The organism is Mycobacterium sp. M26, assembly GCF_001494595.1.
In the GTDB taxonomy this organism is placed as follows: domain Bacteria; phylum Actinomycetota; class Actinomycetes; order Mycobacteriales; family Mycobacteriaceae; genus Mycobacterium.
Genome location: NZ_LN929908.1, coordinates 922529 through 943944, shown reverse-complemented (window position 1 = coordinate 943944; position 21416 = coordinate 922529). Strand labels below are relative to the sequence as shown.

Below are 21416 nucleotides of genomic sequence, written 5' to 3'. Positions count from 1 at the left end.
CACCTAGGATGGCGTAATGGCTAGCCCTCTGGCCGATCTGGCCGCGCAACTGCCCGACGGCATGGTCGTCACCGATCCCGACATCCTGGGCTCCTACCGCCACGATCGGGCCGCCGACCCGTCGGCGGGCACCCCGCTGGCCGTTGTGCGGCCCACCCGCACCGAAGAGGTCCAGACGGTGCTGCGCTGGGCCAGCGCGCACGGCGTCGCGGTGGTTCCGCGCGGCGCGGGCACCGGGCTCTCCGGCGGCGCCACCGCACTCGATGGCGGGATCGTGCTGTCCACCGAGAAGATGCGCGACATCACCGTCGATCCGGTGACCCGCACCGCGGTGGTCCAGCCCGGGCTGCTCAATGCCGAGGTGAAGAAGGCCGTCGCCGAGCACGGCCTGTGGTACCCGCCGGATCCGTCGTCCTACGAGATCTGCAGCATCGGCGGCAACATCGCCACCAACGCCGGCGGGCTATGTTGCGTCAAGTACGGCGTCACCACTGATTACGTTCTCGGGCTGCAGGTCGTGCTGGCCGACGGTACTGCGGTGCGACTCGGCGGCCCCCGGCTCAAGGATGTCGCGGGGCTGTCGCTGACCAAGTTGTTCGTCGGCAGCGAGGGCACCCTGGGGGTGGTCACCGAGGTGACGTTGCGCCTGCTGCCGCCGCAGCCCTCGGCGTGCACCGTGGTGGCGACGTTCGATTCCGTGGAGGCCGCGGCCGACGCCGTCGTGACGATCACCGGCACGATCCGGCCCTCGATGCTGGAGTTCATGGATTCGGTGGCGATCAACGCCGTCGAGGACAAACTGAAGATGGGCCTGGACCGTTCGGCGGCCGCAATGATGGTCGCCGCCTCCGACGACCGCGGCGCGGCCGGTGCCGAGGACGCCGAGTTCATGGCCCGGGTGTTCACCGAAGCCGGTGCCACCGAATGCTTTTCGACGTCCGACCCGGCCGAGGGTGAGGCGTTCGTCGCCGCGCGCCGCTTCGCCATCCCCGCGGTGGAAGCCAAGGGGCCGCTGCTCCTCGAGGACGTCGGCGTCCCGTTGCCCGCACTGGCCGAACTGGTGGGCGGGGTGGCCAAGATCGCCGCCGACCGGGACCTGACGATCTCGGTGATCGCACACGCCGGTGACGGCAACACCCACCCGCTGATCGTCTACAACCCCAACGACGCCGCGATGACCGAACGCGCGCACCTCGCCTTCGGCGAGATCATGGACCTGGCGGTGTCGCTGGGCGGCACGATCACCGGCGAGCACGGGGTGGGACGGCTGAAGAAACCGTGGCTGGCCGGCCAGCTCGGCCCCGAAGCCATGGAACTCAATCGCCGGATCAAGGCGGCGCTGGACCCGCAGAACATCCTCAACCCGGGTGCGGTGGTCTGAGGTCTGGGCCGCTGCAGCGCTGGCGCGCCGACAGTAACCTGACGGCGGTTTTCGGACCCGATTGCCACAGTGAGGTTACTGTCGGCACCGGCCGAATCTTGACACACCCCCAAAGCTGTCGTAATCATAAGACATGACCGCTGTTGTGTCTCACGAGGCGGATGCCCGCTTCGAACTGGCCACCGCCGAGACCTGGGCCGACCCGTGGCCGATGTACCGCGCGCTGCGCGACCGCGATCCGGTCCACCACGTCGTCCCGAACAACCCCGACCAGGACTACTGGGTGCTCTCCCGGCACGAGGACATCTGGACCGCGGCGCGCGACCACCAGACGTTCTCCTCCGCGCAGGGCCTGACCGTCAACTACGGCGAGCTGGAACTGATTGGACTGCAAGACAATCCACCGATGGTCATGCAAGACCCGCCGGTACACACCGAATTTCGCAAGCTGGTGTCGCGCGGGTTCACTCCGCGCCAGGTCGAAGCCGTCGAACCGAAAGTCCGCGAGTTCGTCGTCGAACGCATCGAGGCGCTGCGGGCCGCCGGCGGCGGTGACATCGTCGCCGAACTCTTCAAGCCACTGCCGTCGATGGTCGTCGCGCACTACCTCGGGGTACCCGACGAGGACCGTGCCCAGTTCGACGGCTGGACCGACGCCATCGTGGCGGCCAACACCTCCGCCGACGGGATCGGCGGAGCGCTTGCGACCGTCGGTGATGCCGTCGGCTCGATGATGGGCTACTTCACCGAACTCATCGACCGTCGTCGCCGCGAGCCCGGTGACGACACCGTCTCCCATCTGGTGGCCGCCGGGGTGGGCGCCGACGGCGATATCGCCGGGACACTGTCGGTGCTGGCCTTCACCTTCACCATGGTCACCGGCGGCAATGACACCACCACCGGAATGCTCGGTGGTGCAGTGCAATTGCTCGATCAGCGGCCCGATCAGCGCCGCCTGCTCGTCGAGCAGCCCGACCTCATCGGAGACGCCGTCGACGAGTTCCTGCGGCTGACCTCACCGGTGCAGGGTCTGGCCCGCACCGTCACCCGCGACGTCGAACTGCACGGCAGGACCATCCCGGCCGGGCGCAAGGTGCTGCTGCTGTACGGGTCGGCCAACCGCGACGAGCGCCAGTACGGCGAGGATGCCGGTGAACTCGACGTGGCGCGTCGGCCGCGCAACATCCTGACCTTCAGCCACGGCGCGCATCACTGCCTGGGTGCGGCGGCCGCGCGGATGCAGGCCCGGGTGACGCTGACCGAACTGCTCTCCCGCTGCCCGGATTACGAGATCGACACCGCCGGTGTGGTGTGGGCCGGCGGCAGCTACGTGCGCCGGCCGCTGTCGGTGCCGTTCCGGGTGACGCGCTGATGGCCGACTGGTTGGGCTCCCGGCGCGCGGAGGTGGCCGCCGACCGGATTCTCGACGCCGCCGGTGAGCTGTTCGCCGGAGCCGACGTGTCCAGTGTCGGGATGAACGAGATCGCCCGTGCCGCAGGGTGCTCCAGGGCGACGCTGTATCGCTACTTCGAGAACCGGGAGGCGCTGCACACCGCGTACGTGCACCGTGAGTCCTACCGGCTCTACCAACAGGTCAGTGAGCTCATCGACGGTATCGAAGACCCGCGGGAGCGCTTGGTCTCGGGGCTGACCGCCGCGCTGCGGCTGGTGCGCGAAAGTCCGGCATTGTCATCGTGGTTCGCGACCAACGACTCGCCGATCGGGGCGGAGATGGCCGAACAGTCCGAGGTCATCCAGGCGCTGAGTTCGGCGTTCCTGCTGTCATTGCGACCCGATGAGCCCGACGTGGTGCACCGCCGCGCCCGCTGGCTGGTGCGGGTGCTGACCTCGCTGCTGATCTTCCCCGGCCACGATCCCGACGACGAGCAGGCCATGCTGGAGGAATTCGTCGTCCCGCTGGTCTGCCCCGACCCGAAAGCCGTGGGCGGCTAACGCTACTCGGGATAGGTGAAATCGAACGGGGGCGGATTGGGCACCTGGGTGGACGGATCCCACAACGTGCCCCACATCTGCATGCCCGGCAGGGTTCCCGTCCCGCTGCTGTACGGATTGCGGGTATCCAGCTCCACCTTGATGCCGTCGACCGGGTCAAAGGTGGTCAGGCGCTGGGCGGACACGGCGACCCAGATCTTCAGGCCGTAGCGCCGCCGCCCAAACCACATGAGCCACGCCGCACCGGTCACCGTCAATGTCAAGGGCGGGTCAGCGGCCCGCGGATAGTAGGTGCCGTCCTGACCATCCGAGCCGGAGATGGTGAAGGAGCTTTCTGCCCCGTAGGTTTCGTCGATCACACCGGTGTGCAGCTGCCAGTCACCATAGAAGCGCAGGCGGTGCTGATCGAACGCCATCAGAGCTCCAACCCGATGGTGCGGGTGAAGCCGCTGGAGAAGGCGTTGTTGGACCCGCCGTCGGTCATCATGTCCAGCACGTCACGCCAAGCACCGATCCGGTCGGCACCGCTGGGCGGGCCGAATTGCCTATCGATATCGTCCCGGGTCGCATCGTTGCGCTGGCCCCAGTGCAGGATCGCCCCCATGTTCGGGTTGAGCGCCAGGCCCACCGCGTAGTCGAGCAGATCTTTGCCACCCTTGACGTCGAGCAACGTTGCCACCTCCACCACGCAGGTGGCCGGAAACTGCTCGGGCGCCAGGAGTGCCGCGCTGCTCTCGGTGAAGCGCAGCGATACGTAGCCCACCATCGACTTCCCGTCATACTCCTGGGATCGCTCGTAGGCGATCAGCGCGTCGACATAGGCGATCACCCGGGTATCGGTCGCATCGAAGAACACCTCGACGGAGTCGACGTTGACCTCGCAGGTATTGCCGTAGTGGTGTTTGTCCATCACCGCGTAGCTGATCGCCTCGAAGTCGGCGTTGCTCTGCTGGCCGGTGAAGACCTCGTTGTAGATCATCCGCCAGACGAACACCCCCGCGGCCTGGCGTTCAGGTGATGCCGACGGGTCGAGCAGTTGCCCTCTCAACCCGTTGAGCACCTCGGAGAATCGGGTGTCGTCGTGGATGAGGCTCAGGAACGCCTCCAGCAGCAGTGCGATCGCGGCGAGTTGCGGCAGCAACGCCAACAGACCAGTGCCACCGGCTGCCGCGGTGGCCGCGATCCCGCCACCAACCTGGACGCCGTGCGAGGCCACGAAGTTCTTGATCTGGGTGATCGCGCCGTCGATGATCCCGCGGAAGAAACTCCCATTGGAGCAAGCGATCTCGAGCATGCTCGGTTCACGCCCGATCCCGGGGTCATTCGGGTCGGGGGTGAATCCCGGGCCTTGCCCGACCCGGGAGAAGATCGGATCGGCGTGACCCAGGTCGGCGGGATTGAGAATATCGCCGACCCGTTCGGCGCGCCCCGGTGGGTTGTCGAGCAACTCCAGCGGCCAGCGCCACGTGATGCCTACCTGATTCCGTCGCCCGTTGTTCAGCGGAACCAGGCATACCGCGATCTGCAGAAAGCGTTGTGGCCCAGACACATCAGCGACCGGACGGAATCCGAACGGAACCAGCGCGGGCGCGTCGAACAGGTCGGCGGAGCGCGCGGTGATCGCCGACTTGACCCGCTGCCACTCGTCGAGACGCCGCCGCTCGTAGAGCGAGTACTGCGGCACCGCCCGCAGGATCACCGAATAGATCGCCCCCAACCGCCCCACCGACATCAGCGCGGCCCGGAAGACCTTATTACTCCGCAGGATTTTGATCGGCCGGTATCCCGAGGCCGGTCCGTAGTGCGCCTCCAGTGCCGCGTCGTCCACGAGGGCCGGCACACCGTGGGTGTCAGGCTCGATCCAGTACTGCTGGCCGCCGTCGGCGACGAGGTGAATCGCCAGCACCGAGTCGGCGATGGGAGGCCGGTCGAAGTCGCCGCCGTGGGTTCCGGTGCTGAACGCGCCGACGATAGTTTGGCCCCCAGCACCGCCCAGGGTCGCGAAACCCCAACGGCGGGCGAACTTGTCGGTGTTGCGGATGTGCTTCTTGATGTAACCGCCGAGGGTGGTCTCATCGGTGACGTCGACCGGCTGGTCGAGCTCGGCGTAGAGCTGGCACACCCGCTTTCCGGCCTCGACGTGAATCAAATACCAGCTGTCCTCGGCATCGGCCATGTACTTCAGGTAGTTGGGATTGAGGCAGGCCGGCACCACATCGTGCAGGGTTCTGCTCAACGTTGGGTGGGTGCCGTCGGGGTCGTTGGTTTCGATGAAGGTGTGGTCCGACAGCGCCGCGGTGGACAACCCCCAGTGCCGGCCCGCCACTTTCAGTGCACCACCGGCTTCGCAGATGTCGATCAGCTCATGCAGGTTTCGGGGGTACAGGACACGGGCGGCATCAGGGATCAGCGGAGTACGCGGGTCGTCGTGCTTGCGCGTCCAGGGAACGTTGTTTTCCTCGGTGATCACCGGCGCCGCCTGTCATTGATGCTGAGGGAATTGTCACCCCGGCAGGCGCACACCGCAGGGCTTTGGCGACTCCTAGGTGCGCACCCGAGTGAGCCGGTGCAGCAGCCACGCCACCGGGATCGTCAACACCAGGGTGACGACGAACAGCACCGGCGCCGACCCGGTGTACACCGGCCAGTGCAGGACGTTGACCATCGCGATCTCCATGACGACCAGGTGCACCAGGAAGATCTCGTAGGAGATCTCCCCCAGCCACACCATCGGCCGGGTGGCCAGCAGCCGGGCGTACCAGCCGCGGTTGCCCAGCGCCAGCGGCGCCACCACCAAGGTCGCGATCACGGCGTAGAAACCCGTCTTCACCAACGCCTCGCCCAGCCCCGTCGGCGACGTCGTCGGCTCCCCCGCGATCGGCGTCGAGGCGATCAGGTAGCAGATCACCGCCAGCGGCACCGCGACGAAGCCGTACACGCGAATCCCCATGGCGGACAGCACCGCCAGCAGCATCCCGCCGACGAACCAGGCCAGGTAGCCCGGTAGCCACAGCCGGGCACCGTCGGGCAGGAAGTGCGTGGTGTGCACCAGGATCATCCACAGCGGGCTGATCAACGCCAGCGCGCCCAGCCCGGTCAGCAGCAGCCACGGCCGCCAGTGCCGCCGGCACAGCACCACCAGCAGCAACCAGGCCAGCACCGGCAGCGCCACATAGAACGCCACCTCGACAGCCAGGCTCCACATCTGCGTAAGCCCTTGGTGCAGATAGGAAAACATGTAGTTGTCGGTGTAGATCTGGGTCAGCGTCAGGTTGCGGAACAACCCCATCCAGCTGTGCCCGGGATTGGGCCCGGCAGTGCGAAAGTGGTAGATCAGGAACGCCACGACGACGGTGACGACGTAGGCGGGCATGATGCGCCGCACCCGGTGCCAGGCGTAGCGCCCGACCGATGGCGCATCGGTCCCGTTGGCCGCCGCCTTCACCCACGGGCCGAACAGCAGGAAACCGGACAGCACGAAGAAGATCGGCACGCCGATCTCCATCCGCGAATACACCAGTCCCACAAAGCCATGCGTGTACTTGCCGGTGGTGTAGGCGGCGTGAGTGCCCAGCACCAGCAGCGCCGCCACCGCACGCACACCGGTCAGCGAGGCGACCCGGTCGACGGTCGAGACCGCCTCCAGCCCCCCTTGATCGACCTCGCGCGAGGCGGTCATGAGTGCTTGCGCCGGGGCTTCCCGCCGGAGGGACGCGAATCGTGCGAATGCCCGCCGCGGTCGGGCTTGAGATCAATCAGCACACCCTGAATGCGGGTGTTCTCCAACTTCTTCCAGGTCTCCTTGGGGAGCCTGGCGGGCAGTTCGACGAGCGAGTGGTCGACCTTGATGCTGATGTGGCCGAAGTCGCTGCGGTGCAGGCCGCCCTCGTTCGCGATGGCGCCGACGATCGCTCCCGGCATCACCTTGTGCCGCTTGCCCACCGCGATGCGATAGGTGGCCAGGTCGTCGCGGGTCTTGCGCGGCCCGCGCTCACGCTCCGGACGCTCCGGGCGTTCGCGGCGCTTCTCCGGCGGCGGCTCGGTCATCAGGAACTCCGCGCCGTCGCGCGACTGCAACGCCAGGGCCGCGGCGATATCGGCCATCGGCACATCGTTGTCGCGCTCGTAGTCCTCGATCAGCCGGCGGAACATGTCGAAGCCGGGTGCGTTGAGCGCCTCGGAGATCGAGTCGCGGAACTTCTGCACCCGCTGGGCGTTGACGTCCTCAACACTGGGCAGCTGGTCCTCGATGAGCTTCTGCCGGGTGACCCGCTCGATCGAGTTGAGCAGGTGCCGCTCGCGCGGGGTGACGAACAGCAGCGCGGTGCCCGACCGTCCGGCCCGGCCGGTCCGGCCGATGCGGTGCACGTAGGACTCCGGGTCGTGCGGGATGTCGAAGTTCACCACGTGCGAGATGCGCTCGACGTCCAGGCCGCGGGCGGCGACGTCGGTGGCGACCAGGATGTCGATCGAGCCGTCCTTGAGCTGGCTGATGGTGCGCTCGCGCACCGCCTGCGGGATGTCGCCGTTGATGGCCGCCGCGGCGAACCCGCGCGCCCGCAGCTTCTCGGCGACCTCCTCGGTGGCCTGCTTGGTGCGGACGAACACAATCATCGCGTCGCCCTGCTCCACCTCGAGCAGCCGGGTCAGCGCGTCCATCTTGCGCGGGTAGGACACCAGGAAGTAGCGCTGCGTGATGTTCTCGGCGGTCTGGGTCTTCGACTTGACCGTCACCTCGACCGGATCGTGCAGGTACTTGGTGGTGATCTTCTTGATGCCGGGCGGCATCGTCGCCGAGAACAGCGCGACCTGCTTGTACTCCGGGGTGTCGGCCAGGATGCGTTCGACGTCCTCGGCGAAACCCATCTGCAGCATCTCGTCGGCCTCGTCGAGCACCAGGTAGTCCAGGTGCGACAGGTCCAGGCTGCCCTTCTCCAGGTGGTCGATGACGCGCCCGGGGGTGCCGACGACGACCTGCGCGCCGCGCTTGAGGCCGGCCAGCTGCGGCACATAGGACGAGCCGCCGTAGATCGGCAGCACGTTGACCTTCAGGTGCGCGCCGTAGCGACTGAACGCCTCGGCGACCTGCAGGGCCAGCTCACGGGTGGGGGCCAGCACCAGCGCCTGGGTGTGGCGGCTGTCGGTGTCCAGCTTGGACAGGATCGGGATGGCGAACGCCGCCGTCTTGCCGGTGCCGGTCTGGGCCAGGCCGACGACGTCAGAGCCGGCCAGCAGCGCCGGGATGGTTTCTGCCTGGATGGCCGATGGTGTCTCGTAACCGACGTCGGAGACGGCCTGCAGGACGGCGGGGTGAATCTGCAGGTCGGCGAAAGTCTGGGGGGAGCTAACGGCGGCGTCGGGTCCGTCGTCTTCCGGGAGTGTCATTGACCTGCAGTCTAATGCCCGAGCGCGCCGTAACCCCCTTCATGCAGCGCAGGCCGGTACCGTCGGCGGGTGTGTGGCATCGGTTGGCGGTAGCTGCGGCGGCCCTCGTCCTGGCCGGCTGCGGCTCCGGCGACTCCACGGTGGCCAAGACTCCGGAGGCCGCCCCGACCACCTCAGCCGCCTCATCGTCGGCACCGGCCACACCCCCACCACCCGACCCGTGTGCGGTCAACCTGGGCGCACCCGCGATCGCGCAGGCCGTATCCGAACTGCCCCGCGATCCGCGCAGTGGTCAGGGCTGGAACCCCGAGCCCATCGCGGGCAACTTCAACGAGTGCGCGCAACTGTCGGCGGTGATCGTCAAGGCCAACACCAACGCCGAGAACCCGAACACCCGCGCGGTGATGTTCCACCTCGGTAAGTACATCCCGACCGGGGTGCCCGACACGTTCGGCTTCAACGCCGTCGACCCCGCACAGAGCACCGGTGACACCGTCGCGCTGGTCTACCTCAACCCGCTCGGCCTGCAGAGCGTGGTGAAATTCCGCTGGAACGGCGCCGGGGTGGAACTGATCGGCAACACCGGCTAGCGCCAGCACTCCCCGATATCTGACTGTTTGCCGGTTTTTCCTGGTTCTTCGGTTTGAAACAAAAACTGTGGCAAACAGTTTTCGTGGCGTAGATTGACTGGCGGGTTAAGGAAGCAGCCCGGTTATCGGAGGGTGCCGTGAAGGGCGCGTTCTTCAATTTGCTGGAAGAGGTGGTGGTCGCCAACTACGGCGACCAGACCTGGGATGAACTGCTGGATGCCGCCGGTCTCGACGGTGTCTACACGTCGCTGGGCAGCTACGACGATGACGATATGACGCGATTGGTCTCCGCCGCGGGAGCGGCGCTGACGCTGCCCGACGACGAAGTGCTGCGCTGGTTCGGCCGGCAAGCCATTCCCCACATGGTCAAACGGTGGCCGGACTACTTCACCGCTCACGAGCAGACCGTCCCCTTCCTGCGCAGCCTCAATGACGTCATTCACCCCGAGGTCCGCAAGCTTTACGCGGGCGCCTACTGCCCGCATTTCGACTTCACCTCCCCGGCGAACGGATCACTGCTGATCGGATACCGCTCCCCGCGCCGGCTGTGCGGATTGGCCCACGGCTTCATCCTCGGTGCCGCCGACCACTACGGCGAGTCCCTGACCGTGCAGCACGTGGAGTGCATGCACGACGGGTCCACTCGCTGTCTGGTCGAGGTCGCGGCGGCATAGGGGCGGATCGTGAACATCGGGGGCACAGAAGAACTCAAGGCGCTGGCCGAGGAGAACGCGCGGCTGCGGCGGCGGTTGGACCGCGAATCCAAGATCCGGCGCACCGCCGAGGACATCGCCGAGCAGGGCCTGCGGGATCTGTACCAGAAACAGCGTGAGCTCGAATTCCTCTCGCAGATCACGATCATGGCCAACCAGGGCGGCTCGGCGCAGGAGGTGCTGAAGTCCGCGCTGGAGTACATGTGCCAGTTCACCGGCTGGTCGGCGGGACACGCCTACATCGTCGCCGGGGACGGCCCGACCTTGCGGATGTGGCCGTCGAACATCTGGTACGGCGCACCCGGACTCGACCTGTCGGAGTTCCAAACTGCCACGGCAGGAGCGGTTTTCGCCGAGGGCGAGGGTCTGCCGGGGCGGGTCTGGGCGTCGGCGGCCCCGGTGTGGCTCGACGACTTCGTGACGTCGGGATTCGCGCGTCGCGAGGCGGCGCTGCGGTCGGGGTTGCGCGCCGGCTTCGGTGTGCCGCTGCTGATCGGGCCCGACGTGGTGGCGGCGCTGGAGTTCTTCGGCCCCAACCCGATGCCGGAGGATCCGGCGCTGACCCGGATGATCCGGCAGGCCGGCACCCAGTTGGGCCGCGTCATCGAACGTGACCGCGCCAACGACCGGATGCACGACGCCCTGCACGACGCGCTCACCGGGCTGCCCAACCGGCCGCACTTCCTGCGCGAGGTGGACGAGGCGTTCCGCGAGTTCTCCCTGGACCGGCACGCCGGATTCTGCGTGATGTTCATCGACCTCGAGCGGTTCAAGCTGGTCAACGACAGCCTGGGCCATGCGGCAGGCGACGCGCTGATCACCCAGGTCGGCGCGCGGCTGATGGCCTCGGTGCGTGCCCACGACTTCACCGGCCTGGCCGCTGAGTCAGCGCCGGGAACGCTGCTGGCCCGGATGGGCGGTGACGAGTTCACCATTCTGGTGCGCGGGGTGGGCAACAAGGAGGATGCCGTCGCGATCGCCGACCGGATCCACGCGGTGCTGGGCAACCCGTTCCGCGTCGAGGGCCATGAGGTGGTCACCAGCGCGAGCATCGGCATCGCGATGAGTTCGGCCGAGCATTGTTCGGCCGACGAACTGGTGCGGCACGCGGATATGGCGATGTACGAGGCGAAGTCGCGCGGCAAGGGCCGCACCGAGTTGTACGACGACGGGATGCAGACTTCGGCGACCCGCCGCCTGGATCTGCAGAGCGAACTGCGCGCGGCGGTGCGGGACGAATCGTTCGAGCTGCACTACCAGCCGGTGGTGTCGCTGGCCGACGACCAGATCGTCGGAGTGGAGGCGCTGGTGCGGTGGCGGACGTCGCCAACCACGCTGCGCTACCCCGACGAGTTCATCCACACCGCTGAGGAGACCGGGCTGATCGTCCCGCTGGGCATGTGGGTGCTGCGCCAGGCGTGTCTGGCGGCACGCCGGTGGAACGCCGCCCGCGGGAACCGGCCGCCGCTGACGGTCGGGGTCAACCTGTCGCCACGCCAGTTCGCCCAGCCCGACCTGGTCGAGCGGGTCAGTGCCATCCTCGCCGAGACCGGTGTGCAGCCCTCGCAGCTGCGACTGGAGATCACCGAAACCATGACGATGGATGACGCCGAGTACGCCGCGGACGTGTTGAACCGGTTGCGGGCGCTGGGAATTCAGCTGAGCATGGACGATTTCGGCACCGGCTTTTCCTGCCTGAGCTACCTGCACCGGTTCCCGCTGCAGGTGCTCAAGATCGACCGCTCGTTCATCTCCCGGATGGAGACGAACATGGAGAGCCTGCAGATCGTCAAGACGATCGTGGTGCTGGCCCGCAGCCTCGGTATGGAGGTGATCGCCGAGGGCGCCGAGAACGCCGACGAGATCGCCCGGCTACGGTCGCTGGGCTGCAGCTTCTGTCAGGGCAACTACTTCTCGCCGCCGCTGGCCGCCGAGGAACTCGAAGCACTGCTGGATCCCCGACCCGCGATTTCGTCGATCTGAGATGTCGGGGTCCCCGCCTAGAGTGGGGCTGTGCTCGTCATCGACGACCGGGTGGTCTACAGCGCCTCTGACCTCGCCGCGGCTGCCCGCTGCGAGTATGCGCTGCTGCGCTCGTTCGACGCGAAACTGGGCCGCGCCCCGGCAGTCTCGACGGTCGACGAGCTGCTGGCCCGCACCGCCGACCTCGGTGACGCCCACGAGCAGCGGCACCTCGACGCGCTGCGGGAACGCAGTGACGTGGTGGTCATCGGCAGGCCTGCCTACTCACTGGCCGGGCTGAGCGCCGCCGCCGACGCCACGCGTCGCGCCGTCGAGCAGCGCGCGCCGGTGATCTACCAGGCCGCGATGTTCGACGGGCGCTTCGTCGGCTTCGCCGACTTCCTGGTGCTCGACGGAGACCGCTACCGGCTTCGGGACACCAAACTGGCCCGCTCGGTGAAGGTCGAGGCGCTGCTCCAGCTGGCCGCCTACGCCGAGACGCTGAGCGCCGACGGGGTGCCGGTGCATGACGAGGTGGAGCTGGTCCTCGGAAACCAGACCACGATGAGTTTCCGGGTCGACGAGCTGCTGCCGGTCTACCGCTCGCGGCGGGCCGAACTGCAGGAATTGCTGGATCGGCACTACGCGGGCGGTGTTGCGGTCGACTGGGCCGATGACCGCGTCCGGGCCTGTATGCGTTGCCCGGAGTGCGAGGAGCAGGTCCGCGCCACCGATGACCTGCTGCTGGTCGCGGGGATGCGGGTCAGCCAGCGGGCCCGGCTGATCGATGCGGGTATCACCACCAGGACCGAGCTGGCCGCCCACCAGGGCCCGGTGCCGGGTCTGCCCGCCCGCACTGTGACGGCACTGGGCAGCCAGGCCCGCCTGCAGATCGCCCCGCGGGAGGACGGCAAGCCGCCGTATGAGGTCGTCGACCCGCAGCCGTTGATGCTGCTGCCCGATCACGACAAGGGCGACCTGTTCTTCGACTTCGAGGGCGATCCCCTGTGGACGGCCGACGGGCGCGACTGGGGCTTGGAGTACTTGTTCGGGGTGCTCGGAGCAGAAGAGGAGTTCCGGCCGCTGTGGGCGCATGACCGCGGCGCCGAACGCAAAGCGCTGCGTGACTTCCTGACCATGGTGCGCAAACGGCGCAAGCGCTACCCGAAGATGCACATCTACCACTACGCGCCGTATGAGAAGACCGCGCTGCTGCGGCTGGCCGGCCGGTACGGCGAGGGTGAGGACGAGGTCGACGACCTGCTGCGCAACGGTGTGCTGGTGGATCTGTATCCCCTGGTGCGCAAGAGCATTCGGGTCGGTACCGGCAACTACAGCCTGAAGTCACTGGAGCCGCTGTACATGGGTGCGGAGTTGCGCACCGGGGATGTCACCACCGCGACGGATTCGATCACCATGTACGCGCGCTACTGCGAATTGCGCGCCGAGGGCCGCGACGACGAGGCCGCCACCGTGCTGAAGGAGATCGAGGACTACAACCTCTACGACTGCCGGTCCACCCGCAAGCTGAGGGACTGGTTGCTGCAGCGGGCTTTCGAGTCCGGTGTGCCGCCGCTGGGCCCGCAGCCGGTCCGCGACAGCGGGCAGGTGGAGGTCGATGACGACGTGGCCAAGCGGATGGCCCGATTCGTCGGTGACGACGTCAGCGCGCGCACCCCCGAGCAGCGGGCCGTCGCGATGATCGCCGCGGCGCGGGGCTATCACCGACGCGAGGACAAGCCGTTCTGGTGGGGGCACTTCGACCGGCTGAACAGTCCGCTCGACGAATGGTCGGACACCGCAGGGGTTTTCCTGGTCGAGGATCCGCAGATCGACACCGACTGGCATGTGCCGCCGCGGGCCCGCAAGCCGCAGCGGCGCCTGAGGCTGACCGGCTCGATGGCCGCGGGTGAACTCAGCCGCGACATGTATGCGCTCTACGACCCGCCGACCCCGGCCGGCCTGTCCGATGATCCGGAACGCCGCGCGTACGCCTCGGTGACCGTCCTGGAGTGCGACGACCCCGCCGCTCCCACCGAGGTTCTGCTGTTCGAGCGCGAGCCGAAGACCGGCGGCCCCTACGACCGGCTGCCGTTCGCGCTGACCCCGGGACCGCCGTTCTCCACCAAGGCGCTGCGCGAGTCACTCGAGACGGCGGCCACCGACATCGCCAATAGCCTTCCCGCGCTGCCGGATTCGGCGGTTCTCGATCTACTGCTACGCCGGTCGCCGCGCACCGGCGGCCCGCTGCCCCGCACCGGTGACTGCATCGCCGATATCACCGCGGCGCTACTGTCCCTGGACTCCTCGTACGTGGCGGTGCACGGCCCGCCGGGTACCGGGAAGACACACACCGCCGCCCGGGTGATCGCCGCCCTGGTCAACGAGCACCACTGGCGCATCGGCGTGGTGGCACAGTCCCACGCGGTGGTGGAGAACCTGTTCCGGGACATCATCGGCGCCGGGGTCGACCCGACGGTCGTCGCCAAGAAGCCGAACGGCACCGGACCGTGGACGGAACTCGACGAGGGCGCCTATCCGGTATTCATCGCCGACCACGCCGGCTGCGTGATCGGCGGCACCGCATGGGATTTCGCGAACCGCAACCGGGTGCCCGCGGCCAGCCTGGACCTGCTGGTCGTCGAGGAAGCCGGCCAGTTCTGCCTGGCCAACACCATCGCCGTCGCCCCTGCGGCCCGTAACCTGCTGCTGCTCGGCGATCCGCAGCAGCTGCCCCAGGTCAGCCAGGGCACCCACCCCGAGCCGGTGGACGCCTCCGCGCTGGGCTGGCTGGTCGACGGCCGGCACACGCTGCCCGAAGACCTCGGGTACTTCCTGGACCGCTCCTACCGGATGCACCCCGCGGTCTGCGCGGCGGTGTCGCGCCTGAGCTACGACGGGCGGCTGCAGTCGGTCGAGGACACCACCGCGGCCCGCCGGTTCGACGGGATCGAGCCGGGCGTGCACACGCTGGCGATCAACCACGACGGCAACTCGACCGAGAGTCCCGAGGAGGCGGCGGCGATCCTCGCCGCGATCACCGGGATGCTGGACCGGGCGTGGACCGACGAGCACGGCACCCGGCCGCTGACCGCCTCCGACGTGCTGATCGTGACGCCCTACAACGCCCAGGTGGTGCTGTTGCGCCGGCTGCTCGATGAGGCGGGACTGGACGACGTCCAGGCCGGGACCGTCGACAAGTTCCAGGGCCGTCAGGCCCCGCTGGTGTTCGTCTCGCTGGTGGCGTCCTCGATCGCCGATGTGCCGAGGGGAATCTCGTTCCTGCTCAACCGGAATCGGCTCAACGTCGCAGTGAGCCGGGCCAAGTACGCGGCGGTGGTGGTGCGCTCGGCGATGCTGACCGACTATCTGCCGTCCACCCCCGACGGTTTGGTGGAGTTGGGTGCGTTCCTGGCCATGTGTGATAGACCCTCGCCATGAGCACAACGCTGACGCACCGGCTGGCGGCCATCGTGGGCAGTGCGCACGTCGTCACCGACGCCGACGTCCTGGCCGGCCGCAGCGTCGACTACACCGGCCGCTACCGGGGTCGGGCCAGTGCCCTGGTCCGGCCCGCGTCGGCCGACGACGTGGCCGCGGTCCTGCGGGAATGCCGCGACGCCGGGGTGTCGGTGACGGTGCAGGGCGGTCGCACCTCGCTGGTCGCGGGCACCGTGCCCGAACACGATGACGTACTGCTGTCCACCGAGCGGCTGACCGAGATCGGCGAGATCGACGTGACGGAGCGTCGGGTCCGGGTGGGCTCCGGGGTGACGCTGGCCGACCTGCAGCGCGCCGCCGCCGGGGCGGGTCTGCTGTTCGGGGTGGACCTGGCGGCCCGCGACTCGGCGACCGTCGGCGGGATGGCCTCGACGAATGCCGGCGGCCTGCGCACGGTGCGCTACGGCAATATGGGCGAACAGGTGATCGGCCTGGACGTCGCGCTACCCGACGGGTCGGTGGTCCACCGGCACAGTCACGTCCGTGCCGATAACACCGGCTACGACCTGGCGGCCCTGTTCGTCGGCGCGGAAGGCACGCTGGGCGTGATCACTGCGCTGGACCTGCGACTGCATCCGGTGCCGGCGCACCGGGTGACCGCGGTATGCGGGTTCGCCGACCTCGACGCACTGGTGGCCACCGGCCGGGTGTTGCGCGACACCGAGTCGGTGGCGGCATTGGAGATGCTGGACGCCCGTGCGGCCGCACTGGCTGCCGAACACCTCGACGTGCCGGTGCCGGTCGACGGTGACTGGCTGCTGCTGGTCGAACTGGCCGGTGAGATCGACCTGACCGAGCGGCTGGCCGATGCGCTGGAGGATGCTGAGCTGGCCGGTGAACCAGCCGTCGGCATCGACGCGGGATCACAGCAGCGGCTGTGGCAGGTGCGGGAGTCCACCGCCGAGATCGTCGGACTGTTTGGGCCGCCGCTGAAATTCGATGTGTCGCTGCCGTTATCGGCGATCGCGGCGTTCGCGGCGGATTCGGCTGCGCTGGTGGCCGAGCACGCCCCGGATGCCATCCCGATCCTGTTCGGCCACATCGGTGAGGGCAATCTTCATCTGAACGTGCTGCGCTGCGGCGCCGAGCAGGAGAGCCACTTGTATGCCGCGATGATGAAACTCATTGCCGCCCATGGCGGTAACGTCAGCTCGGAGCACGGCATCGGCAGCCGCAAGCGCGCCTATCTCGGGATGTCGCGGGAGCCGGCCGACATCGCCGCGATGCGCACCATCAAGGCCGCCTTCGATCCGACCGGTTACCTCAACCCGGCCGTCCTGTTCGACTGATCCGCGACAGTAACCTCACGGCGGGAAAGCGAGCGTCCGACCGCCGCCACGTTACTGTCGGCGCGCGGGCGGTGTCCTCGCCGATCACAGCAGCCCCATCCGTACCCGGCGGCGGGGACCCACCGTGCGTGCCCGGCTCTGAGCGACTCCGGCGGCTGTCGACCGCGTGAGTGCTCGCCCACCGTCGCGATAGTCGCTCGGAGGCGGGCACTGATGCTACGTCCGCGGGCGAACCAGCACCGACTGCGCGATGCTGCCGACCGCACCGTCATCGTCGAACAAGGTGCCGACGGTCGTGCCCACCCCGTCCGGGCCGTACATCGTCTCCGAGCGGATCCCGACCCATTCCCCGGCAGGCACCCGATGCACATGCACCGCGATATCGGTGTTGAGGAACGTGTACTTGGTGATGTCGATCTTGGTGCCGATCCCGTTGGCACTATCGGCGATCGCGAACAACCGTTCCAGCGGCGACATCGCCTCGCCGTGCACCAGATCGACCCGCGGCCGGATCCATGACTCACCCTGGCCGGCGGCCATCGGTTTGGTCAGCCAGAGCCATTCGGTGCTGTGCACATAGTTCGGGTCGAACTTCTCGGCCAGATTGCGGTTGATCCCCTGCTCGCGCGGCGGCAGCGGCGGCACCGGCGCGCTGAGCAGGTCCGCAGTGGGCACGGTCTGAAACCGCCAGCCGCTGGCCTTGGCCACCGGCCGGGGCGCGCCGTCCGGCCCCTGCCCGAGCATCACCGCGCTGACCAACTCGATCTGCCTGCCGCCGCGCTCGATGGTGGCGCTGACCCACAGATCCCCGTCGGCGGGCACCCCGCCCAGCAGGTCGACGACCACCCGGCTCAGCCGGGCATCGGGACGCGGCTGGCAGTGCTCCATCGCCCGTACCAGCAGCGCCGACACCGGCCCACCGTGCTGGATGTGCGACGACCAGGTACTGCGAACCATGTCGGTGGCCCGGAACTTCTCCCCGAGCGGATCGGCCGGGTCGACGAGTTCGTAGTAGCTGTCGGTCATGCTCACCTCTCGATTCCGGGCACGTCGACCCGCACGGTCTGCACCCACGATGTCCGGGTACCGGCCATCCGCGCGGGATAGGCGTCCGCACTCGACAGCAGGAACAGCGTGCGCCGGTCCGGGCCGCCCAGCATGCAGGCGATCGCCGCACGCGAACCGACGTCGATCCGGTCGGTCACGCTACCGCCGGGCAGCACACGTTCGAACTGGTGGGCCAGCGTCATCGACGTCCACACCCCGCCCTCGGCGTCCAGCGCGATCCCGTCCGGTGGGCCGTCCAGTCCATCGGCGAACACCTGCCGCCCCGACAAACCGCCGTCGATGGCGATGGCGAAACTGCTCAGCCGCCTGCCGATCGACTCGGCCACGATCAGGGTGCCCCCGTCGGGAGTGATCGCCATCCCGTTCGGAAAGTCCAGATCGTCGGCCACCACACGCACCGAGTTGTCGGGGTCCAGCCGCACGATGACTCCACCGGCCCGCGCCTGCGAGCCGACGTAGGCCCGGCCCCGCGCGTCGACCACCATGTCACCGAGGTCGGCCGGCGTGACCGCCGACAGATCGGCCACCTCGGTGACGCTCTCACCGTCGTAGGCCAGCACCATCCGGCGTTCGGTCGAGACGATCAGCAGGGTGCCGTCCGGCCGGAAACCCAGCCCCGACGGGGCATGGCCGGGCAGCGGGACCGTGGTGACCGAGCCGTCGAGGCTGACGGTGTGGACCGCCTCACCCAGCATGTCGGAGAACCACAGCAGTCCCTCGAACCAGCGCGGGCCCTCACCGAAACAGAAGCCATCGGCCAGCAGCGCCGTCCGGGCCGGACCGGACTCCAGGACACTCATCGTGCGCCTTTACAAAACACCGCACGAGTGTCACGCTGCTGGCGTGGCATTGTCAACGTGGTGTTATCGCCTCGTCGCGCCGTACACCTTCGAGAAGGTCACCCTCCCCGCACCGGATCCCGACGCGCTGCAGGACGGCCAGGTGCTGCTGAAGTTCCGGGCCGCCGGTATCTGCGGCAGCGACCTGCCCGGCTTCAAGGGTGTGCAGGGCCGACTGCCCGGCGACACCGGTGCGCTGGCCGCCGAGATGGCCGGTTTCCCGATCCACGAGATCGCCGGCGAGGTCATCGCCTCAGCCCACCCGCAGCACCGCCCGGGTGATCAGGTCGTCGGCTGGGCATCCGGCTTCAACGGACTGATGGAGTACGTGGTCTCCGACGGTGCCGGGCTGGCGCCCTACGATCCGGCGCTGTCCCCCGCCGAGGCCGTCGGCCTGCAACCGCTGGCCTGCATTCTGTATGCGGTCGAACAACTTCCGGCGCTGAGCGGTCAGCATGTCGCCGTCATCGGCCAGGGCTCGATCGGCCTGCTGTTCTCCTACGTGGCCAAGGCCTTCGGGGCCGCGCGGGTCACCGGCGTCGACCCGATCTACCGCGACGACATCGCCGCGAAGTTCGGCGTGGACACCGTGGTGCGTTCCACCAGCGACCGCTGGGTGCGCAACCTCTCACCGCACGACCGGCCCGACGTCGTCATCGAGGCGGTCGGCCACCAGGTGGCCACCCTGAACAATGCCGTGGAGGCCGCCGCGTTCGGCGGCACGGTGTTCTACTTCGGGGTGCCCGACGACGACAGCTATCCGATCAGCATGCGCACCATGCTGCGCAACAACCTGACCCTGAAATCCGGTGTGACGCTGGAACGCCGCCGGGTCCTCGATGCCGCCGACGCCTTCGCCCGCGAGCATCCCGACCTGCTGAGCATGTACGTCACTCACACCTTCGGTGTCGACGAGGTGCAGGACGCCTTCGAATTCGCCTGCCGCCCAACACCGGGCCGGGTGAAGATCGCGATCGTGGACCGATGACGGCCAGCAGGCTGCAGCAGGCGCTGGCCGGCAAGGATCAGGTGTGGGGCGGCTGGATCACCGGGCCGTCGTTCCTCGGTCCCGACGAATTCGCCCGCGCCGGTTACGACTACATCGGTTTCGACATCCAGCACGGCTATCTCGACGACGCCGACGTGGCGGTGGCCCTGCGCCGGACCGAGCACGTGCCGATCGCCACCGCGGTCCGAGTGCCGTCGGAAGATCCCGCGCCGATCGGCCGAGTGCTCGACGCCGGGGCCGACGCCATCATTGTCGCGATGGTCGACGATCCGCAGCAGGCCGCTGACGCGGTGGCCGCCACCCGCTACACCCCCGACGGGGTACGTAGTTTCGGTCCGTTGCGCGCCAGCCTCGGCCACGACCCGGCCGCTCTGCAGGACCGGGTCAGCGTGTTCGCCATGATCGAGACCGCCCGTGGCCTGGCGGCCGTCGCCGACATCTGCGCGGTGCCGGGACTGACCGGCGTCTACGTCGGTCCCGCGGACCTGGCCCTCGCCCTGGGTGCCGACGCGGCCGGCGCCACCGCCGACCCGCGGGTGCGCGACGCCATGGTGCGGGTGGCGCAGACGGCGACCAGTGCGGGTGTGGTGGCCGGTGTGCACGCCGGGTCCGGAAAAGTCGGAAAGGAACTGGCTGCGTTGGGCTTTCAGATGATCACCTTGGCCGCTGAATCGCAGGCCCTGCGACGCGGCGCCGCCGCCCATCTCGCTGACGCCGAAGGTGCGCAGTGAGCCGGGTGGCGCTTGTCACCGGGGCGGCCCGCGGCCAGGGGGCCGCGATCGCAGCGCGGCTGCGCGCGGACGGTTTCCAGGTGGCTGCCGCCGACCTGCTCGCGATCACCGACTCCGACGTCCTGCCCCTCACACTGGACGTGACCTCCGAGGCGCAGTGGACCGCCGCCGTCGCCGCTGTGGTCGAGCGGTTCGGCAGGCTCGACGTACTGGTCAACAATGCCGGTGCGCTGCACCGCGCCCCGCTGGGCGAGGAGACCGCCGAGGGTTTCGAACGTGCCTGGCGCATCAACACATTGGGCCCGTTCCTAGGCATGACGGCCTGCCTGGAGCAGCTGCGCCGCGCCGAGGGCGCCGCGATCGTCAACACCTGCAGCACCGGCGCGATCCGGCCGTTCCCGTTTCACGCCGCCTACGGCTCCTCCAAGTGGGCGCTGCGCGGCCTGACCCAGATAGCCGCAGCCGAGTTGGCCCGCGACGGAATCCGGGTCAACGCGGTGTTCCCCGGGCCCATCGAGACACCCATGCTCGACGAGACCGCCCGGGACCGGTTAGCGGCCCGCGCCTACACCGGACGGCTGGGCAAGCCCACCGAGATCGCCGATGCGGTGGCGTTCCTGGTGTCCGAGGCTGCCGCGTTCATCACCGGATCCGAGCTCGTCGTCGACGGTGGTCAATGCCTGCAGATCGGCTGACCCAGCAGGCCGATCCCGAGCTGCTCCGCAGACTCGACCCCGCACTGCACGCCGTCGCCACCGCCCGTACCGATCTGTCGCCGGACGTCCTTGCCGCCGTGCGGGTTTCACTCGACGAACGCCGACGCGAAACCGCCGCGGCCGTCGACACCCGCGGCGTGCAAATCAGCGACGTGACCGTCGAGCGTGCCGACGGACCGCCGGTGCCCGTCCGGGTCTACCGCGGCGCTGCGCCACCGGCACCGGCGGTGATCTACTGCCACTCCGGGGCGTTCGTGCTGGGCAACCTCGACACCGACC

Annotated in this window: 17 protein-coding genes and 1 pseudogene; 12 read left to right on the top strand and 6 right to left on the bottom strand. The window is 68.5% G+C overall.

Annotated elements, in window-relative coordinates; genetic code table 11:
• Window positions 1-16 precede the first annotated feature (16 nt).
• The 3 genes from BN3385_RS14025 to BN3385_RS14015 all read left to right on the top strand — a co-directional run bounded on the left by BN3385_RS14025 (window position 17) and on the right by BN3385_RS14015 (window position 3334).
• Window positions 17-1381 carry an FAD-binding oxidoreductase gene (locus BN3385_RS14025; RefSeq protein WP_059017338.1) on the top strand — a complete coding sequence of 455 codons (1365 nt, stop codon included), beginning with the start codon at window positions 17-19 and terminating at the stop codon, window positions 1379-1381.
• A gap of 133 nt (window positions 1382-1514) precedes the next feature.
• A complete protein-coding gene (locus BN3385_RS14020) occupies window positions 1515-2753 on the top strand; it encodes a cytochrome P450 (protein ID WP_059017336.1) in 1239 nt (412 codons plus the stop codon).
• Complete coding sequence (locus BN3385_RS14015; protein ID WP_156432918.1) at window positions 2750-3334, top strand: TetR/AcrR family transcriptional regulator; 585 nt, start codon at window positions 2750-2752, stop codon at window positions 3332-3334. Before BN3385_RS14020 ends, BN3385_RS14015 begins: the two co-directional genes overlap by 4 nt.
• A 2-nt stretch (window positions 3335-3336) precedes the next feature.
• On the opposite strand, the gene BN3385_RS14010 is transcribed toward BN3385_RS14015, so the two are convergent.
• The 4 genes from BN3385_RS14010 to BN3385_RS13995 all read right to left on the bottom strand — a co-directional run bounded on the left by BN3385_RS14010 (window position 3337) and on the right by BN3385_RS13995 (window position 8719).
• A complete protein-coding gene (locus BN3385_RS14010; protein WP_059017335.1) occupies window positions 3337-3750 on the bottom strand; it encodes a hypothetical protein in 414 nt (137 codons plus the stop codon).
• A complete protein-coding gene (locus BN3385_RS14005) occupies window positions 3750-5804 on the bottom strand; it encodes a hypothetical protein (RefSeq protein ID WP_059017333.1) in 2055 nt (684 codons plus the stop codon). Before BN3385_RS14005 ends, BN3385_RS14010 begins: the two co-directional genes overlap by 1 nt.
• A gap of 72 nt (window positions 5805-5876) precedes the next feature.
• Window positions 5877-7013 carry an acyltransferase family protein gene (locus BN3385_RS14000; protein WP_059017331.1) on the bottom strand — a complete coding sequence of 379 codons (1137 nt, stop codon included), beginning with the start codon at window positions 7011-7013 and terminating at the stop codon, window positions 5877-5879.
• Complete coding sequence (locus BN3385_RS13995) at window positions 7010-8719, bottom strand: DEAD/DEAH box helicase (protein ID WP_059017328.1); 1710 nt, start codon at window positions 8717-8719, stop codon at window positions 7010-7012. Before BN3385_RS13995 ends, BN3385_RS14000 begins: the two co-directional genes overlap by 4 nt.
• A 41-nt stretch (window positions 8720-8760) precedes the next feature.
• Here BN3385_RS13995 and BN3385_RS13990 point away from each other — a divergent pair, with 41 nt between their 5' ends.
• From BN3385_RS13990 to BN3385_RS13970, 5 genes are all read left to right on the top strand, one after another.
• Window positions 8761-9309, top strand: a complete 549-nt coding sequence (locus BN3385_RS13990) for an LppP/LprE family lipoprotein (protein ID WP_197415300.1) — start codon at window positions 8761-8763, stop codon at window positions 9307-9309.
• A gap of 137 nt (window positions 9310-9446) precedes the next feature.
• Window positions 9447-9983 (top strand): heme NO-binding domain-containing protein, encoded by a 537-nt coding sequence (locus BN3385_RS13985; RefSeq protein ID WP_059017326.1) that lies wholly within the window; start codon window positions 9447-9449, stop codon window positions 9981-9983.
• Window positions 9984-9992: 9 nt separating this feature from the next.
• Window positions 9993-12005 carry a putative bifunctional diguanylate cyclase/phosphodiesterase gene (locus BN3385_RS13980; RefSeq protein WP_059017324.1) on the top strand — a complete coding sequence of 671 codons (2013 nt, stop codon included), beginning with the start codon at window positions 9993-9995 and terminating at the stop codon, window positions 12003-12005.
• 30 nt (window positions 12006-12035) lie between these two features.
• Window positions 12036-15425, top strand: coding sequence for a TM0106 family RecB-like putative nuclease (locus tag BN3385_RS13975; protein ID WP_059017321.1), 3390 nt, complete (start codon window positions 12036-12038; stop codon window positions 15423-15425).
• A complete protein-coding gene (locus tag BN3385_RS13970; protein WP_059017319.1) occupies window positions 15422-16774 on the top strand; it encodes an FAD-binding oxidoreductase in 1353 nt (450 codons plus the stop codon). The genes BN3385_RS13975 and BN3385_RS13970 overlap by 4 nt, the downstream gene beginning before the upstream one ends.
• A gap of 216 nt (window positions 16775-16990) precedes the next feature.
• Here the strand turns inward: BN3385_RS13970 and BN3385_RS13965 are convergent, their stop codons facing one another.
• Both BN3385_RS13965 and BN3385_RS13960 read right to left on the bottom strand, forming a co-directional pair.
• The gene (locus BN3385_RS13965) at window positions 16991-17800 is read right to left on the bottom strand and encodes a thioesterase family protein (RefSeq protein ID WP_059017317.1); all 810 of its coding nucleotides are present in this window, start codon (window positions 17798-17800) and stop codon (window positions 16991-16993) included.
• 2 nt (window positions 17801-17802) lie between these two features.
• Entirely contained in the window at window positions 17803-18642 is an 840-nt protein-coding gene (locus tag BN3385_RS13960; protein ID WP_059017316.1) for an SMP-30/gluconolactonase/LRE family protein, read from the bottom strand.
• A 43-nt stretch (window positions 18643-18685) separates the two neighbouring features.
• Here BN3385_RS13960 and BN3385_RS13955 point away from each other — a divergent pair, with 43 nt between their 5' ends.
• From BN3385_RS13955 to BN3385_RS28605, 4 genes and pseudogenes are all read left to right on the top strand, one after another.
• Window positions 18686-19669 (top strand): zinc-binding dehydrogenase, encoded by a 984-nt coding sequence (locus tag BN3385_RS13955; RefSeq protein WP_231748732.1) that lies wholly within the window; start codon window positions 18686-18688, stop codon window positions 19667-19669.
• Complete coding sequence (locus tag BN3385_RS13950) at window positions 19666-20421, top strand: HpcH/HpaI aldolase family protein (RefSeq protein ID WP_059017315.1); 756 nt, start codon at window positions 19666-19668, stop codon at window positions 20419-20421. Before BN3385_RS13955 ends, BN3385_RS13950 begins: the two co-directional genes overlap by 4 nt.
• Complete coding sequence (locus BN3385_RS13945; protein ID WP_059017314.1) at window positions 20418-21116, top strand: SDR family NAD(P)-dependent oxidoreductase; 699 nt, start codon at window positions 20418-20420, stop codon at window positions 21114-21116. Before BN3385_RS13950 ends, BN3385_RS13945 begins: the two co-directional genes overlap by 4 nt.
• Window positions 21098-21416: pseudogene (locus BN3385_RS28605) on the top strand (alpha/beta hydrolase); the annotation flags it as partial. The gene BN3385_RS13945 and the pseudogene BN3385_RS28605, both read left to right, overlap by 19 nt.